A 16,401-nucleotide genomic window follows, 5' to 3' on the forward strand; every position below is an offset into this window, starting at 1 on the left:
GATGACGGTGTTCGGAGTGGTCCTGCTATCGCCAGTCCTGCCACTTGCGCATTCGGGTTTTGTGCGAAATCCTTCATCATGAACGGTGGTTGTATTTCCGGTTTCCCTTAAGCTTGCGCTTGGTCAAGGAAATGCTGGCGGCGCGTGGCATTGGCATGACCTATGAAACCGTGCGCCAGGGGGGACGGAAATTCGGCAAGCTGTTCTCCGATCGGATCCGTCGAGCGCGCTCCCACCCGCGGTGACAAATGGCATCTGGACGAGGTCGTTATCTCGATCGCGGGCGAACAACATTGGCTCTGGCGCGCTGTCGACCAGAATGGCTTCGTTCTCGACGTCTTGATCCAGCGCCGAAGAGAGACTCGCGCGCTGCCCAGCGGCTCATGAAGAAGCTCTTGAAATCCGCCGGCACGCCGCCGCGCGTGATGATCACGGATAAGCTGCGTTCGTACGGCGCTGCGAGGGCGAAGATGGGCTTTCACGTCGAACATCGCCAGCACAAAGCTCTCAACAATCGGGCCGAGAATTCTCATCAGCCGACGCGGCGACGCGAGCGGATCATGAAGCGTTTAAAATCGTCCCCATCAGGCTCAACGGTTTCTGTCAGTTCACGATCAGGTCGCGAACCTTTTCCACATCCCCTATCCCGGAGCCGTCACGGCCGACTTCCGTCGAGCTTCGCGCGAACGAGCCTTTGCGACTTGGCGCGAGATCTCCAGGACAAGCGCTATCGCCGACTCTCGACCTCTGAGACTCGCCTCCTTCAGCTCGGCGATCGATTAGTTGACGATGCCTGCGATGGACCTCGGCTTCATCGGGCTTGGCCACATGGGTGCGCCAATGGCGCGGAACCTGCTAAAGGCTAGCCATCATCTCATCGTCTACAATCGCACGCGCAGCGATATTGAAGCCCTATCACTACTTTGGGTGCGCCGGGAGACCGGCAAGGAATAGATGGTGGAAGTCCATTGCGATGAAGGTGTAGCGAACCACATCGGCCCCGAGCCGTGCGCAGGCGTCCGCGAGGGTGTCGGCGAAGCGTCGGTAGGGGAGCATGCAGGCCAGCCATTGAGCCGCGAAACAGTGTTATCTCGGGAGCCGACGCTGTCCAAAGAGCGGAAGGCAATATGGGCGAGTGCGCAAACGCGAGCACCCGTCCAACCCGGCGTGGTCGTAGACCCTGGCATGTATGGAAGCTCCTTGTACGGGAACCGGGATATCTCCGGGTCGGCCATCTTCCTTCTCGGAGGAGATGGTCCGCAGCGGGAAGGCGAGGAGCTGTAGCCGCTGATGCACGACACGGAGAAGTCTGACTCTGGCATAGTAGCTGAGAAGCCAACGAACAAAGCCGGATTACTGGCGGCGGAGTGGGCGGAGCCAAGGCCGGGGACCAAGGGAAACGCGGAACAGCAGCGCATGCACCGGACACAGGGCCGGGCTCGCATGACCCAGTCGCTGGACCGCGTACGGACAGCCGCAAGGCTGAGGAAGAAGGACCGGTTCACCGCGCTCTTTCACCACATCAATGTCGATACACTGCGGGCGGCGTTCTTTGCGCTCAGGCGTAAGGCTGCTCCCGGAGTGGATGGCATGACGTGGGAGGACTACGAGGAAGATCTCGAGCCCCGGCTCGCCGATCTGCACAAACGGGTCCAACGAGGAGCGTATCGCCCGCAACCGTCTCGCCGGACGTACATACCAAAGGCAGACGGCAAGCAGCGCCCGTTAGCGATCGCGGCTCTCGAAGACAAAATCGTCCAGGGCGCCAACCGTCATCGTGCTCAACGCCATCTACGAAGGAGACTTCTGTGGCTTTTCCTACGGGTTTCGGCCCGGCAGAGGACCACATGATGCGTTGGACGCGCTCTGCACAGCGATCGAGACGCGGAACGTGAACTGGATCATTGACGCCGACATCCAAAACTTCTTTGGCGCAGTCAGTCAACCTTGGCTGGTTCGCTTCTTGGAACATAGGATCGGCGACAAGCGCATCATCCGCCTCATTCAGAAATGGCTGAAGGCGGGGGTGTTCTCGAAGACAGCGTCGTAGCCGCTGATGACAGGGGAACGGGTCAAGGTTCGGTGATTTCACCGCTTCTCGGCAACATCTACCTGCACTACGCTCTCGACCTGTGGGCCAAACGCCGGCGACAGCGCGAGGTCTCCGGCGGCATGATCATCGTGCGTTACGCGGACGATGTAGTAGTCGGCTTTGAGCGCGAGGATGACGCACGTCGTTTCCTTGACGCGATGCGCGCGAGACTGGAGGAGTTCGAGCTGACGCTCCATCCGGCCAAGACCCGCCTGATTGAGTTTGGTCGCCATGCGGCGGCTCAACGCAAGCAGCGCGGACTCGGAAAGCCGGAAACCTTTGCGTTCATGGGGTTCACGTTTATCTGCGGCAAATCACGCCAAGGGCGCTTCCAGCTTCAACGGAAGACCCGTAGCGACCGCTTGCGAACCAAACTCCGCGAAATCAAGGAGGAGCTAAGGCGCCGAATGCACTGGCCGATCCCTGCACAAGGGAAATGGCTGAGGCAGGTCTTGACCGGCCACTTTGCGTACTTTGCTGTCCCGACGAATGGCCGAGCGCTCAATGCGTTTCGGTTCTATCTGACCGATCTCTGGAGGCGGACGCTTCGGCGGCGCAGTCAGCGGACCTGTCTGACCTGGGATCGCATAACGCAGATCACCGATGACTGGCTCCCCAAGGCTCGCATCCTTCATCCATGGCCGAAGCTGCGCTTCGCCGTCAAACACCCGAGGTAGGAGCCCGGTGCCTTAATTGGGCTCGCCGGGATCTGCGCGGGGGGCGCCCAGTGATGGGTGTCCCTACCGCGAACAGAATGCGTTTGCGCCACTGCTTTTCAAGGATTTGCTTTCGGCAATATGGGCATTGCTGAGGCGGCGGCCGAAGGATGAGATCGACGATGGCATGGCGTGCGGCGGGCATGGTTGGTTGAGGCGGAGGCCCGTTGATTCTTTTTTTTCCGCCCCGCGTATGCGAGGCGACGATGTTGCAGGAAGGCGTAGGCAATCATTGTCATAAGGGCGTGGCGATGAAGACCTTGCCATGATCGCCCTTCGAAGTGATCAAGTCCAAGCTCCTCCTTCATATCGACAAGGCTGTGCACGACCCGCGTCGGATCGCGCCGATCCGGGAACACCCGGGCCAGATTGTCGGCCAAGCCGAGACGCCGCTCGGCCATCGCCAGAAGCATCACGCCCCCGTTCGAGGTTAGGCGCCCACCATCGAAGGCAGCTGTGACTTTCTTGGCGTGAATGGCTGGAAACGAGAAGGGCGGAATCGTATCGTCGGTCATGGCGGGCGTGGCGTTCGCGGTTGGAGGTGATGGGGTTGGCTTCACAACCGAATCCTACGCCGTATGAGCGCTTTACACCACGCTCGCCAGCCTCTCGGGCGCCTCTTACGAATAAGACAGGTTAGTCGGTCCGACCCGTCATGTTTTTGGGGTTTCGGACAAGGTTCTGACGATGACGCTTTCATCCGTTTTGATGGCGGATCGCGAGGCCCGTCCTGATTGGTATGCAGTTGGCATTGCCATGATCGTCGTGGATCGGCTGGTTCACAACTTTCTGGTCCGAACCGGGATTTTGGAGCAACTTGGCATGGTTCATCCGTACGGTCCCCGTTGCTATGCAGACGGCGGCTGCGCCGAGGTCTTGCGGCGCGTCTCGGCACAGATCGACGCGCGCCAGTTTGATCGTAATTTTCCGGCGGATTTTCCGCGCTTTGTTCAGCACGCTCTTTGGCGTTACTGCGCTGCTGACGGTTTGAACGTCTGCAACGGCAACAATATTGATGATCGCAAGTCATGCGATCTTTCGTCGTGTATTGTTTACAGTAATTGTGCCAAAAAAGCGCGGAAATTACAGTAATTATCTTCTATTTAAGCGCAATTTTTCTGCAGCTAAATTATTGCAATCATTGCGCTTTTGGATGATATGCTTTATTATACTTACGACGAGATTGTTTGAACGCTCTTCTCGTCTTCAGCAAAGGAGTCGTCCAATGACAAGACCGCCATTGCCGGGAGCATCCCGCAGGACCAGCGACAACGCCGTTTCAGAAAGGGGCCCAAATCGGGCCCCTTCGGCTTTTCAGGAGGGCAAAATGGCCAAGCCCAATCTCACGAACCAAAAGACACTCTCCGCCTCGGCAATCATCGTTTACGGGATCGACGCGACCGGCAAGCCGAAGGCCGGCCGGTTTCCGGAGCGCCAGGCGGCGGCGGCCAAAAAGGCCGCGCGCTCACTCAAGCTCGCTGTTTGCAACGTCGATCGACCAGCTCTTGTCGAAATCGTTGCGAAAATTCCGGTCGGACGCGTTCACGACCAAGGCAGTCGCTTCTGCCCTACATCAAACGCAGCTTGTACGTGAGCGTCACGACAGGATCACCGGTTCCCGGGCTTGACTTGCGCGGAATGCTCTGGATAGCGCGGTCGGGATGATTGACGCCGCCGGGGCGCGGTGATGGGGTGATCCCGGTTCGGAGCGGGCAACGGGATCAGAATGAACAGCGAGTCGCAGCTGCGCGAGAAGCTTCGGAAGATCGAGGCGTTGTTCGTGGGGGCCGGAACTGCTGGTGAGCGCCATGCGGCGGAAGCCGCGCTGCAGCGGGTGCGGGCCCGGGTCGAGGAACTCGCTCGCCACGATCCACCAATCGAACAGCAATTCTCACTTCCCGACCAGTGGTCTCGGCACCTTTTTCTGGCGCTTTGCCGCCGATATGGGCTGCGGCCGTTTCGTTAGCTTTGAGCGTCTTCAGCAGCCAGCGTTCGACATCATGACCGGACAGCAAGTACGGCAAGACGGCTTCGCTCGATTCCAAGCAGTCCCTGAGGCCGGCAAAGAATATCTTGGCAGCGGCATCCAACGGCGACAGCGCGCTGTTGTGTCGTCTACAAAGGCAGTTCGCGGTGAGATTCTTTGGAGCCAGCGCCTTTGTTTCGCCTGCTTCGAGCCAAGGCAGTCCAGAGGCCGTGAAATTACCGTCCCCGCGAAGTATTTCGATCACAGCCTCGCTGATCAGATGCTCGCCGGAGATTGGCGCTTCGCAATTTCCCAGCTCCTGCATGTAACAGCGTTCAAGTGTCGTACTGGGCGAGCCGGATCGAAGGTCAAGCCCTGAAGCCGGCTTGTGCCATCGAACACCATCAAAACAGCAGGAAGCCGATTGTCGCCCCGATCGACAACGACAAGGTGCCACCTTCATTTCCTCAAGTCTGCGCTTGGCTTCACCCATCGGAGTGACCCCCAGCGGCAGTCTAGCCCGTCTTATTCGTAAAGGACCGGCTCATGCGTCGGCTTTGTCAGCTTTCTGTCAGCTCGTCCAAATAGTAGCTCGTTGTGATGAGAACCAATTACAACAACTGGCCCTCCGACGGGCAAAGTGTGGACCAGCAGCGCGATGCGCTGGCCGGCACTTCTGGCGCAGATGGTGCTGCTTTTACGGCCGCTTTAGCTGCTGGACCAGCGTCTTCCGCTTTTGACAAGAGGACAGGTGTGTCAGTCCGCCTACACAGAGTAAGTAGCAATATTGGCAACGCCCAAAGTGTTTCTTTGTTTACTGATGCCAATGAACGCAATAAGGTGGGAGCGATGACCGTGGCGCCGGGGCGCAACAGTTTGCGAATTCTCAGCATAGAAAATCTCGGCCGGTCGAGGTACAAAGGGGTCGGGACGGCTATGATTGAAGTCGCCGATCATACTAGGCAGTCCGCGGGCCTTTCCAAGCTATCCCTTCTCTCTCAAGATGAAGGAGCTTCAGCATTTTTCTACAAGAAGGGATTCCGGTTTGCGGACGAGGGCAAGAATGCGGAAATGCGGACTGTCATTTCCAATCCACGATACGTCTCAGATGAAATTCTTATGGGCGAGATGGAGCGCTAGCCCGTCTTATTCGTAAGAGTGCGCCTGAGGGCTGGCGAGCGTGGTGTAAAGCGCTGATGCGGCGTAGGATTCGGTTGCGAAGCCACCCCATCACCTTAAACCACGCCCGCCATGACCGATGATACGATTCTGCCATCCTCGTTTCCAGCCGTTCACGCCAAGAAAGTCACAGCTGCCTTCGATGGTGTCATTCGGCTTGCAATATTGACCCCCTAAGCCGGGGGATCGGCGTCCAAAATTGCCCCCCTACAGGTTGGTCTGTTGCGCTGCCTGCTTCGTAACAAAGCAGGTGGTGGAGGATGCTGGTCGTGGAGACGATTGCGCGGATTCGGCGCGAGCACTTCATCAAGGGCAAGACGATCAAGGAGATCGCCCGTGACCTGAAGGTGTCACGGAACACGGTTCGGAAGGTGCTGAGGTCGGGAGAGACCTCCTTCGAGTATGAGCGGCAAGTGCAGCCGCGGCCAAAGCTCGGACGATGGGCAGTCGAACTTGACGGGCTGCTTGCGGCGAACGCGGCTAAATCGGCTCGTGAGCAGCTGACATTGATCCGGATCTTCGAAGAGCTGCGCGGTCGCGGCTATGACGGCGGCTACGATGCGGTGCGACGTTACGCCAGGCGGTGGAGCAAGGAACGCGGGCAATCGACCGCGGCGGCCTATGTCCCGCTGAGTTTTGCGCCAGGCGAAGCCTACCAGTTCGACTGGAGCCATGAGGTGGTGCTGTTGAGCGGAACCACCGTGGTCGTGAAGGTTGCTCACGTCCGGCTCTGCCACAGCCGTATGCTATTTGCCCGGGCGTATCCGCGAGAGACGCAGGAGATGGTGTTCGACGCCCACGACCGAGCGTTCGCGCTGTTCAAGGGCACCTGCACCCGCGGCATCTACGACAACATGAAGACCGCCGTGGAGACGATCTTCGTCGGTAAAGGGCGTCTTTACAATCGCCGGTTTTTGCAGATGTGCAGCCACTATCTGGTCGATCCAGTCGCCTGCACGCCGGCGTCTGGCTGGGAGAAGGGGCAGGTTGAGAACCAGGTCGGGCTGGTCAGGGAACGCTTCTTCACGCCGCGTCTGCGGTTCAAAAACCTCGACGAGTTAAACGCCTGGCTGCTCGACAAATGCATCACCTACGCCAAGGCTCATCGCCATCCGGAACTGGTCGATCAGACGATCTGGGACGTGTTCGAAGTCGAACGCCCTAGGCTCGTTCCCTATGCAGGGCGATTTGACGGCTTCCATGCGGTGACGGCGTCGGTCTCGAAGACCTGCCTGGTGCGCTTCGACAACAACAAGTACTCGGTCGCAGCCAGTGCAGTCGGACGACCGGTCGAGGTTCAAGCCTATGCCGATCGCATCGTGATCCGCCAGGATGGACGTATCGTTGCCGAGCATCAGCGATCCTTTGGCCGCGGCGATACCGTCTACGACCCTTGGCATTATGTGCCGGTGCTCGCCCGCAACCCCGGCGCCTTACGCAACGGCGCTCCCTTCAAGGACTGGGTGCTGCCGGCCGCGATCGAGCGGATCCGGCGCAAGCTTGCCAGCATCGACGATGGCAATCGGCAGATGGTCGACATCCTCAACGCGGTGCTGACTGACGGTCTGCCTGCGGTGGAAGCGGCCTGTGCCGAAGCGCTCAGTCACAGCGTTCATTCCGCCGATGTGGTGCTCAACATCCTGGCCCGTCAACGTGAGCCAGCCCCGCCGGCCAACATCATGACGCCAGCCGCCCTGACGCTCCGTCATGCACCAATCGCCGATTGTGCCCGCTACGACAACCTTCGGAGGACCAACTGATGGAACGAACTCAAATCTTCGACCTCATGGGCGAGCTCAAGCTCTATGGCATGAAGGCTGCCTTCGACGAGATCATGGCAACTGCCGTCAAACGTCAGCATGAACCCCAGCGCATCGTTGGCGATCTACTCTCCGCCGAGATCAACGAGAAGCAAGCCAGATCTATCAAATACCAGCTCACCATTGCCAAGCTGCCGCTTGCCAAGGACATTGCCGACTTCCAGTTCGACGGCACGCCGATCAATCAGACGCTCGTCAATGATCTTGCTGGCGGCGGCTTCGTCGCCCAACAGCGCAACGTCGTGCTGGTCGGCGGCACCGGCACAGGCAAAACCCACCTGGCCATTGCCATCGCAAGAAGCTGCATCCGATCTGGTGCCCGCGGCCGCTTCTTCAACGTGGTCGACCTCGTCAACCGCCTCGAGACCGAGACCCGCAATGGACGGCAGGGACGGCTTGCCGAGCATCTGACCCGGATGGACTTCATCGTGCTGGACGAACTCGGCTATTTGCCCTTCGCCCAGTCCGGTGGCCAGCTTCTCTTCCACCTCGTCAGCCGGCTCTATGAGCGCGCCTCCGTCATCGTGACCACCAATCTCGCATTCGGCGAATGGCCCAGCGTGTTCGGCGACGCCAAAATGACCACAGCGTTGCTCGACCGATTGACCCATCACTGCGACATCGTCGAGACCGGCAACGATAGCTGGCGGTTCAAAAGCCGAGACGACGATCACGCCACCCGCGCTCGTCTCGCCTCCGCTATCCCGGCCAGCTCCGACGAGACGAGCGCTACCAGCAAACCCCGCCGCGGAAAGGGGTCAAAATTGGACGCCGATGAAGGGTCAAATTTGCAAGCCGATTGACACTTTACACTTCTGGATCTGAAATGCGGGTCAGCATCCTCACGTGCGGTCCCGCCCGTTTGAAGACCGGCTCCCAAAACGCATAGGCGTTCTCGACGAAACTCGCGGTTACGGAGAACTTCGTGAGCGCCGCCCGATATGCGGCCTGGCGCCCGCAGCCCTGTCCCTCGACAAGGTGCCAGATGAACTGAGCGACCTGGCGCGTGTACGTGCTCGGACGACCTCGGTGGTTGGGTACGATCTCAAGTCGCTTGGTCCCGGTGTCACGCGTCTCCGGTTCGGTGATATTGGCAAGCCAAATGAAGATTGATGGATCAATGCTCGCGGGATAGCCGTCGCGCTTGAGCTGCTGATTGATGATAGAGAACGCGCTGGCGGCTTCCCTGAAGCACTCGCTCAGGATGAAGTTCGCCTGGTTCTCCAGCTTGCCGCTCCGAAGATCGTCGAGCAATCTGACCGCCTCGTCGGTGAGCCGCCGCATATATCGCGGTTGCGACTGTCCCGCGCTGTCGGCTGGTTCCTTCTGCATGATTAATTCGGCCGCATCCGCGCGAAACCCCGTTGCGGCTTCTTTGAGAACGGTCAAAAAATTGCTTTCAAGTCCGGAAGCGACGACGGTTTTCGACGCCGCTTCGCCTCCCACCCGCGTCTCTACGAGGCCGTTTGCATGGTCCAAGGCAGCATTCAGGCTGGCTTTGATGTTTTCAGAAGCTCTGTCTTGAGAGTCTTCGGCAACCTTCACCATCATCTCGGTGGTAGTGTCGGAATCTAGGAGTTCGTCCTTGCGCGGCGCCGCCGCATTCCGAGATTCAAGCACCGCAACGGGACTCGGAGCCGTCGCTTGCCTTGCAAGAATTGTTTGATCAGACGTATTCGGGCCTGAGTGCTCCGATCGCAGATTGGAAGCAGCAATCCCGCGGGGCAGCACAAACAGGCCATCGTCAACGGCTCGGCTCGCCGCCGCGGTAAGCTCCACGAGCGAGCGTCGCGCGCAGCGCGTCTGCCTAGTACGCGGCTTTTTCGTTTCTTGCGTGTGGTTCATGATCTGACGACCCCTCGACAAGCTTCTTCAAGATCCAGCGCCACAGCTCACGAACTTCCTCCGAGGCTCTTCCCTCTTGTGCAAACTCCGTCACGCCTAATCCTGCCCCAAGCGCGTCCTGATGGTCATTGCGCTGTCCGACATAGGGAAGCGCGAGCACCCCGAGCGAATTGAGCGACGTCGCGGCTTCACTCACGCGGCAGCCCCGCGGTGGCGTCTGAGCGAGGACGAAAGCAAATCGGCGGTTGAGCCTACGAATAGCAATCAGCGTCGGTATCGCAGCTTCGATGTCGGCGGGACTCGGACGCACCGGGATCAGGCAAAGATCGGCCCTCGCGATGGCGCGCATGGCCAGTGCATTGTTCGTGGCGGCGGTATCGATAACCGTAAGCCAGATCCCCTCGGCTTCAAGGCTGACGAGCGCCCGTTCTATTTCGGCCGAATCAGCGACCCGAACGACCCGGGGATCGGGATGGCGGCGCCGCTCTTTCCATTTTGAAATCGTGCCTTGTGGATCCGCCTCGACAATTGCGACGCGCTCCCCGTTCCCCAACGCTGCGACTGCAATTCCGACCGCCAGCGTGCTCTTGCCGCTTCCGCCTTTTTGGGTGACCAGAGCAAGGACATACATCTTCTACGCGTCCCGGACGACAACGACATGAAACGCACGAGTCGTCGACATCGAGCCTACCCTTCCCGATGGTGGGTCGCATCAAGAGCGAACGTGGAAATCGCAGCCAAATCGAGGCCCAGCCATTAACGATATACCGCGCAATACGTCGGCCAAGGGCCGCGAGAATCACCACGACGTGGCTTTGTAAAATAGCCCATTATTCGGCCGTGTCACGGATCTTCGCGAAAGGATTGCTGAGCACCGTCGTACAAGCATGAAAGCAGAGCCTGCTCGCCTCTCTGGAATGGACACGGCAAGAAGCGGCTGTCGCAGTTGCAGCAAGATGCTGCCTCCTACCAGATTGGAGAGGTGATCTGCCTGCCAGCTCGAACTATCGAGCTAACCACAACTTGGGGACAAGCTACGCAATATTTTTCCGTGCTCAGCAGGAGGACTCTCGGATGAAGTGCAACAAGCAATTGTCGCTCGCGAGCATCATTGCGTTCGGGACGATCGCTTTTGGGAGCGGAAGTTTAGCTGCTGATTTGCCTGCGGCACCTGTCGTCAAAGCGCCGGCTCCCGTTTATCCTCTCTTCAGCTGGACTGGAGGTTACATCGGCGGCAGTGTAGGCTCGGGTTGGGGTACCAGCCAGACCGACCTCGCTGTGGGCAATACATTCATTGGCGCCCCCGTCAACCAGACCGTAAACCAGCTCATCGGCGGCACTGCCGATTTGAATGTGCCATTGCCGCAGGTGCAGCTGAACGGCTTCCTCGGCGGCGTACAAGCCGGTTACAATTTCCAGTCCGGTGTGATGGTCTACGGCGTGGAAAGCGATTTTTTATGGAGTGGTATCAAGGGGCGCACTGGCTGCTTTGTGGTCTTGAACTGCACGAACGACACCAAATGGATTGCCGATATCACCGGACGGGTCGGCGTCACGGTGGGCGACCGCGGCCTAGTCTACATCAAGGGCGGCGCAGCTTGGGCCGATTCCAGCATCGGCATCAACCAGTCCTTTGCCGTTACATCGAACTTGGGGGCTGGCTTTGCTGCTAACGGTGCTGCCGATGGCCGAGCGACCAAGAACATATTTGGCGGCACATTGGGTGCGGGCATCGAGTATGCCTTCCTGCCCGGCTGGTCAGCCAAAGTTGAGTATGACTACTTCGATTTCGGCAGGCAAGACGTAAAGCTGCCGGTTTCGGTAGTCGAGAACACGGCGATTGGTGATGAACCTAGTAACACCGAGAATATCCGTTCAGAAACTTCAGACCTCGCTGCAGGCGAAAGCTAAGGCTGAACCAGATTATCGATTCTACTCTCTTTGGGACAAAATCTGCAGACTGGATGTGCTGGAGGAAGCCTACAGGCGCTGCCGAGCAAACCGGGGGTCGCCGGGGGCGGATGGCATCACATTTGCTCAGATCGAAACCGAGGGACGCGAACGATGGCTGGAAAATGTCAGACAGGAGCTGACGGCGGGTGACTACCGACCGCAGCCCCTTCTGAGGGTATGGATACCGAAGAGCAATGGCGGACGCCGACCGCTCAGCATTCCAACCGTAAAAGACCGAACGGTCATGACGGCGGCGATGCTGGTGATCGGCGCCATCTTCGAAGCGGACCTGCTGGAGAACCAGTATGGCTTCCGCCCGAAGGTGGACGCCAAGATGGCAGTGCGCCGCGTGTTCTGGCACATCAGAGATCATCGGCGATCAGAGATCGTCGATGCGGACCTGAGGGATTACTTCACCTCGATTCCGCATGCACCACTGATGAAATGCCTCACACGCAGGATCGCCGATGGTCGGCTTCTTTCGATGATCAAAGGCTGGCTGACAGTCGCGGTTATCGAGAAGGACGGCCGGCGGATCACAAGGACGGCGGAGGCTCGGACGAAGAAAAGAGGAACTCCACAAGGCTCACCTTTGAGCCCGTTGTTGGCGAATCTCTACTTTCGTCGGTTTCTGCTGGCTTGGCGCAAACACGGACACCAAGATCAACTCGATGCGCATATCGTGAATTACGCGGATGACTTCGTGATCTGCTGTCGCCCCGGTTCGTCCGAGACGGCAATGGCGCGGATGCAGACGCTAATGAACAGGCTCGGGTTGGAGGTGAACGATACCAAGACGCGACTCGCTCGGGTCCCAGAGGATAGCGTAACATTCCTCGGGTATACGATCGGACGCTTCTATGGAAAGGGAGGTCAAGCCTTTCTTGGCACAAGACCTTCCAAGAAAGCCGTTCGACGATTGCTCAGACAGGTCCACGACCGCACGACACGTCAGTGGTATCCGGACTCACCGGAGAACACAGTCGCTGTCATCAACCGCTTCCTACGCGGCTGGTGCGGCTACTTCGACCAAGGTCCAGTGGTGGAAACTTACAACCTCATTCGGCAATACGTCGACCGTCGTCTGCGTCATTGGTTGGTCCAGCGCACCGGGGCACGTGGCCGGGGCTTCAACCGTTACTCGCAGGAATACCTGCATGAAACGCTTGGCCTCTACCGCCTCCCAAGAGCGCGTGCCGACGTGCCGAGAGCGAAGGCTTGATGGGTTGAGAGAAAGCCGGATGCGGGAAATCCGCACGTCCGGTTTGACGAGCGGCGACTGGAAACGGAGCCATGGTCCGAAATGAGCCACCGGCACTCAGCGAAAGCTGCCGGCCAACGGCAACTCCTCGGAACCTGTAGCCACCGCGTCAGTCGTCGACTCTACCGAGCTCGATGCGACCATCGGTCAGAAATCGTTCGAAGATGGCACGGCGCGAGACGGCATAGCGGATCGCCTCAGCCAGTTTTGATTTGCCGAAGATCCGACGCAAGGTCTGCTGCCAGAGATCGAAGAGATCTGCGACGATCGCCGCGGAGGCTTGCTGGCGCGCGGCAACGCGAGTGTCGGGGCTTTGACCGCGCATCGTTTTCTCGACCTGCCAGAACTTCGCCATCCGCTCGACCGTCGCCGTTGCCACTTCTGAGCTCCCTGCAACATGCAGCTCGTAGAACTTGCGTCTGCAGTGTGACCAGCAGCCAGCCTGTGATGCAATCATTGCCGCGATCGGATCGCGCGAGCTTGTTATAGGCGGCGTAGCCATCCACCTGCAGGATTCCGCGATAACCATTGAGATGGCGGACCGCGCATTCACCGGAGCGGCTGTCTTCGAAGCGATAAGCCACCATCGGGGGACCGTTGCGGCCAAACGTTCGATCATCCCTGGCATAGGCCCATAAATAGGCCGTCTTTGTCGATCCGGAGCCCGGAGCGAGCGTCTGCAAAGTGGTTTCGTCGGCAAAGACCCGTTCGGCCTTCTTGACCTCGCTGAAGATGTAGTCGGCCATGATCTCGAGCTCGAAGCCGAGCTTGCCCATCCATTGCGCCATCAACTGGCGGTCGAGCTCGACCTTGTCGCGGGCGTAGATAGCCTCCTGCCGGTAGAGCGGCAGGCCATCGGCATATTTGGCGACGGCGATCTGGGCCAGAAGCGCTTCCGTCGCCTGAGACGCCCGCCTTCTCAAGTCCCCGGCGCATCATCTCGACATCCGCAGCGGCGTATCGGTGGGTCGTGGCGACCTGAGCATGGCCAAGCCAAGCCTGAATCGTCAGGAGGTCCACGCCTGACCGGAGAAGCTTCATGGCGAGGGAATGCCGGAAGATGTGCGGCGATATCGGCTTGCCCTCCAAGCTTGGCCTCGTGGACCCGGCCTGGGAGGCGGCACGCCGCACGATGTGTGTCGCGCCGAAACGCGTCAGGCGCTCGTTGTGGACCCCGACGAAGATTGGCCGCGGTTCATGATGGGCGAGGCCGCGTTCGCTCAATAGGTTGGTCAGCGATCGCACCAAATCCTGAGGAATGGGAACGACGCGATCTCGGCGTCCCTTGCCATGAAGCAGCACCTGCGGGCGTCCTCGCTCCAACTGAAGGTCGTTCGCGTTGACGCCGGTCGCTTCGGACACGCGAGCGCCGGTTCTCGCCAAGAAGAGCAGAAAGGCCCGGTCGCGCCGACCGCGGGACGTCGTCTGATCAGGGGCTGCGATGATAGCCTCCACCTCGGCGTTGGTGAGATGATGCGTCACCTCGATGTGGGCCCGTTTGGTGGGGATCCGACGAGCCGGTGAGGTAGTAGGCTGTGTCGCTATAGTTGGCGTGGCCGAGGTAGGTGGCGAGTAAGGGCAGCAGCGCTTGGACGTCCGCGCGCTCGTGGTGCCACAGCCTCAGCCTGGTCACCGCGAACCGGTGCCGGAGATCGTGCGGTCGCAGAGGCTTGCCATTGTCAAGGCCCGCGAGCTTGCGGGCCTTAGCGAAGTTGCTTTGCAAGCCGGTTGCCGACAGACGGCAGCCTCGCGAGCTGAGGAAGAACGCCTCGCCTTTGGGCCTGGGAAACACGGTGTCGCGCTCACGGGCGTATCGACGAAGTTTGGCTGCCTGGGTCGTTGGGTGAACAGGAATCAGGCGGTCTTTACGGAACTTGGTTTTACGGACGAGGATGCCCCCGTTGGTCAGATCGACGTCGCCGCGATCAAGCCTGACCACTTCGCCCGATCGTAACCCCGTGCTGGCCAACAATCCGATTAGCGTCGCCATCGTGCGGCCCCTGAGAGGGGTCCCTGGCGAAATGAAGCTGCATGCGTCGATAAGCGACGTCAGCTCAGCCTCACTTAGGGATGCGCGGCGGCGGAATCGCCCTGGACCACGGGAAAGCTCTGCGCTCCAAGACCTCGGTCTGGGGGTCGTAGACGACCAGGTACTCGTAGAATCGGCGGAGCACGCCGTGACGGACCGCGCGGCTGTCGGCGGCGCCACCGAACGACAGGACGAAGTCCAGCGCCATCGTCCGGGTGGCGGGCGCACCCAGCTGAGATCGCTCGACGTAGCGAACGAAAGCCCGCAGCGTGCCGGCTTCTGGAAGCGGCGACAACAGGTGAGAGGAGGCCTGACTACCTCAAGCAGATTGGTCGCGACGCTCTTTCCAGAGCTCCGATAGTGTGGCGTTAGGTTTACTGAGGCCTTCCGCCGCGGCCCTGTCTTCCTAGAATCCATAGGACCGTTCGGCCCAGCGGAGAAGCACACGCGCATCCCGATCGGGTAAGACCACGCGCTGACTACGCAGGCCCTTGGCGATCGCTTGGCCAACCTCTGGCGCAACTCGATTACCATGGGTCATCAAGAAGAACCAACCAAATGGGACGCCGACCTCACGGTCGATGGCTTCGACGCGATCCATCAGGATATGAACCGAGGCGTCGCCAGCGATCAGCCTCTCTTCCGGCAGATGCCGCGGGCGCGGCACGAATCCGATCTCGCGTGTGCCTTTATCGTCGTAGTCGTAAATGTCGAGCGCCCAGTGCACATAGACCCGCTCGGCCGAAGCGCTTGATTCTTCCCAATCCTGGAAGAAGCGCGTCTCCCGCGGCACGAACTCGAACCAGTCCGGCACCAGTTCAAGAAACGGCGTCTCGGTCGTGCCCTCGCGTGTCGTTTCACGTACCACACGGCGTTCCATCTCTGGCCGCTGCGCCTCGCGCTTCTCGCGCTCGAGGCGGGCACACCGCGTCAGGAAGCTCCGGACATGGACGACGCTGCTGCCTGGGCGCCCAAGCATCCGATAGAGCGGACCAGCGATTACCTTGTCGTCGGACATATCTTCGTGCGTGATCCATGACGGATCGAGTAATTCGCCCTTGCCCCAAGGGCGATATGTCGGATTGACGATCGGCCCGGCACGCCATTCAACTTCCAGACCGAGACGGATTTGCACATAGTCCGCCGCGCCCGGTCCAGTTGGCGCGAAGGCATACACACTGTTGCCGTGCCATTCCGAGATCTGAAGGTCGCTCTCGCGCAGTCGCGTCCAGAGCGCGCCAATGTCGCCATTGTCCTTGGCAAGCTCCGCTTCCATCCACGGCCGGTATTCTGCGATCCGTGTCCCGTCGGCGGCGACCACCGAGCGCGTGTCGCGCCAATACTGCTCGTCAATGCCCGATGTCGAAAACGGAAATCCCGGAAACGCCTCTGTGAGCGCGGCCGCCAGCGCCGCTTCGTCAGATCCGGTCGGAAGACGTGCGAGAACCGCCTCGATCGAGGCGGGATCGGGCAATCGCATTGGGATGTTCTCTGGAGCGTCAGCCATGCCATGATCCTATCATCGGCGGTTGTCGAATTC

The 16,401-nt window shown here is 59.7% G+C and carries 14 protein-coding genes and 6 pseudogenes; 12 read left to right on the plus strand and 8 right to left on the minus strand.

Annotated elements, in window-relative coordinates; all coding sequences use genetic code 11:
• Nucleotides 1–44: 44 nt before the first annotated feature.
• The 4 genes and pseudogenes from AB5K84_RS04950 to AB5K84_RS04965 all read left to right on the plus strand — a co-directional run bounded on the left by AB5K84_RS04950 (nucleotide 45) and on the right by AB5K84_RS04965 (nucleotide 2,769).
• Nucleotides 45–783: pseudogene (locus AB5K84_RS04950) on the plus strand (IS6 family transposase).
• A 15-nt stretch (nucleotides 784–798) separates the two neighbouring features.
• Nucleotides 799–954: an NAD(P)-binding domain-containing protein gene (locus AB5K84_RS04955; protein WP_018269530.1), complete on the plus strand. Its 156-nt coding sequence runs from the start codon at nucleotides 799–801 to the stop codon at nucleotides 952–954.
• An 823-nt stretch (nucleotides 955–1,777) separates the two neighbouring features.
• Nucleotides 1,778–2,050 carry a reverse transcriptase domain-containing protein gene (locus AB5K84_RS04960; RefSeq protein WP_014498649.1) on the plus strand — a complete coding sequence of 91 codons (273 nt, stop codon included), beginning with the start codon at nucleotides 1,778–1,780 and terminating at the stop codon, nucleotides 2,048–2,050.
• Nucleotides 2,011–2,769, plus strand: coding sequence for a reverse transcriptase domain-containing protein (locus AB5K84_RS04965; protein ID WP_011090923.1), 759 nt, complete (start codon nucleotides 2,011–2,013; stop codon nucleotides 2,767–2,769). The genes AB5K84_RS04960 and AB5K84_RS04965 overlap by 40 nt, the downstream gene beginning before the upstream one ends.
• 98 nt (nucleotides 2,770–2,867) lie before the next feature.
• On the opposite strand, the pseudogene AB5K84_RS04970 reads toward AB5K84_RS04965, so the two are convergent.
• Both AB5K84_RS04970 and AB5K84_RS04975 read right to left on the minus strand, forming a co-directional pair.
• Nucleotides 2,868–3,116: pseudogene (locus tag AB5K84_RS04970) on the minus strand (IS701 family transposase); the annotation flags it as partial.
• Nucleotides 3,114–3,323 (minus strand): annotated as a pseudogene (locus tag AB5K84_RS04975) (transposase); the annotation flags it as partial. The pseudogenes AB5K84_RS04970 and AB5K84_RS04975, both read right to left, overlap by 3 nt.
• A gap of 172 nt (nucleotides 3,324–3,495) precedes the next feature.
• Here AB5K84_RS04975 and AB5K84_RS04980 point away from each other — a divergent pair.
• The 6 genes and pseudogenes from AB5K84_RS04980 to istB all read left to right on the plus strand — a co-directional run bounded on the left by AB5K84_RS04980 (nucleotide 3,496) and on the right by istB (nucleotide 8,576).
• Nucleotides 3,496–3,900, plus strand: coding sequence for a hypothetical protein (locus AB5K84_RS04980; protein WP_011090921.1), 405 nt, complete (start codon nucleotides 3,496–3,498; stop codon nucleotides 3,898–3,900).
• Nucleotides 3,901–4,135: 235 nt separating this feature from the next.
• The gene (locus tag AB5K84_RS04985; RefSeq protein WP_014498652.1) at nucleotides 4,136–4,402 is read left to right on the plus strand and encodes a hypothetical protein; all 267 of its coding nucleotides are present in this window, start codon (nucleotides 4,136–4,138) and stop codon (nucleotides 4,400–4,402) included.
• Between the two features lie 132 nt (nucleotides 4,403–4,534).
• A complete protein-coding gene (locus AB5K84_RS04990) occupies nucleotides 4,535–4,774 on the plus strand; it encodes a hypothetical protein (protein WP_018269532.1) in 240 nt (79 codons plus the stop codon).
• Between the two features lie 600 nt (nucleotides 4,775–5,374).
• Nucleotides 5,375–5,914: a GNAT family N-acetyltransferase gene (locus AB5K84_RS04995; protein WP_014498653.1), complete on the plus strand. Its 540-nt coding sequence runs from the start codon at nucleotides 5,375–5,377 to the stop codon at nucleotides 5,912–5,914.
• Nucleotides 5,915–6,213: 299 nt separating this feature from the next.
• Nucleotides 6,214–7,816 (plus strand): annotated as a pseudogene (istA, locus tag AB5K84_RS05000) (IS21 family transposase).
• Nucleotides 7,713–8,576: an IS21-like element helper ATPase IstB gene (istB, locus tag AB5K84_RS05005; RefSeq protein ID WP_011090918.1), complete on the plus strand. Its 864-nt coding sequence runs from the start codon at nucleotides 7,713–7,715 to the stop codon at nucleotides 8,574–8,576. Before istA ends, istB begins: the two are co-directional and overlap by 104 nt.
• 4 nt (nucleotides 8,577–8,580) lie before the next feature.
• Here the strand turns inward: istB and AB5K84_RS05010 are convergent, their stop codons facing one another.
• Together AB5K84_RS05010 and AB5K84_RS05015 are read right to left on the minus strand one after the other, a co-directional pair.
• The gene (locus tag AB5K84_RS05010; RefSeq protein WP_011090917.1) at nucleotides 8,581–9,618 is read right to left on the minus strand and encodes a hypothetical protein; all 1,038 of its coding nucleotides are present in this window, start codon (nucleotides 9,616–9,618) and stop codon (nucleotides 8,581–8,583) included.
• Nucleotides 9,581–10,249, minus strand: coding sequence for an AAA family ATPase (locus AB5K84_RS05015; protein WP_011090916.1), 669 nt, complete (start codon nucleotides 10,247–10,249; stop codon nucleotides 9,581–9,583). The genes AB5K84_RS05010 and AB5K84_RS05015 overlap by 38 nt, the downstream gene beginning before the upstream one ends.
• A 443-nt stretch (nucleotides 10,250–10,692) precedes the next feature.
• Here AB5K84_RS05015 and AB5K84_RS05020 point away from each other — a divergent pair, with 443 nt between their 5' ends.
• On the plus strand, nucleotides 10,693–11,529 hold the full coding sequence (locus AB5K84_RS05020) for an outer membrane protein (protein ID WP_011090915.1): 837 nt from the start codon (nucleotides 10,693–10,695) through the stop codon (nucleotides 11,527–11,529).
• Nucleotides 11,465–12,793: a group II intron reverse transcriptase/maturase gene (ltrA, locus tag AB5K84_RS05025; RefSeq protein WP_014498615.1), complete on the plus strand. Its 1,329-nt coding sequence runs from the start codon at nucleotides 11,465–11,467 to the stop codon at nucleotides 12,791–12,793. The genes AB5K84_RS05020 and ltrA overlap by 65 nt, the downstream gene beginning before the upstream one ends.
• Before the next feature lie 166 nt (nucleotides 12,794–12,959).
• Here ltrA and tnpC read toward each other — a convergent pair.
• From tnpC to AB5K84_RS05045, 4 genes and pseudogenes are all read right to left on the minus strand, one after another.
• Nucleotides 12,960–13,731 (minus strand): annotated as a pseudogene (tnpC, locus tag AB5K84_RS05030) (IS66 family transposase); the annotation flags it as partial.
• A 103-nt stretch (nucleotides 13,732–13,834) separates the two neighbouring features.
• A pseudogene (locus AB5K84_RS05035) lies at nucleotides 13,835–14,314 on the minus strand (tyrosine-type recombinase/integrase); the annotation flags it as partial.
• Entirely contained in the window at nucleotides 14,262–15,314 is a 1,053-nt protein-coding gene (locus tag AB5K84_RS05040; RefSeq protein ID WP_309248222.1) for a tyrosine-type recombinase/integrase, read from the minus strand. The pseudogene AB5K84_RS05035 and the gene AB5K84_RS05040, both read right to left, overlap by 53 nt.
• Nucleotides 15,268–16,368 carry a hypothetical protein gene (locus AB5K84_RS05045; protein WP_018647441.1) on the minus strand — a complete coding sequence of 367 codons (1,101 nt, stop codon included), beginning with the start codon at nucleotides 16,366–16,368 and terminating at the stop codon, nucleotides 15,268–15,270. Before AB5K84_RS05045 ends, AB5K84_RS05040 begins: the two co-directional genes overlap by 47 nt.
• Nucleotides 16,369–16,401 lie beyond the last annotated feature (33 nt).

Source organism: Bradyrhizobium sp. 1200_D9_N1_1, assembly GCF_052075915.1.
Lineage (GTDB): Bacteria > Pseudomonadota > Alphaproteobacteria > Rhizobiales > Xanthobacteraceae > Bradyrhizobium > Bradyrhizobium diazoefficiens.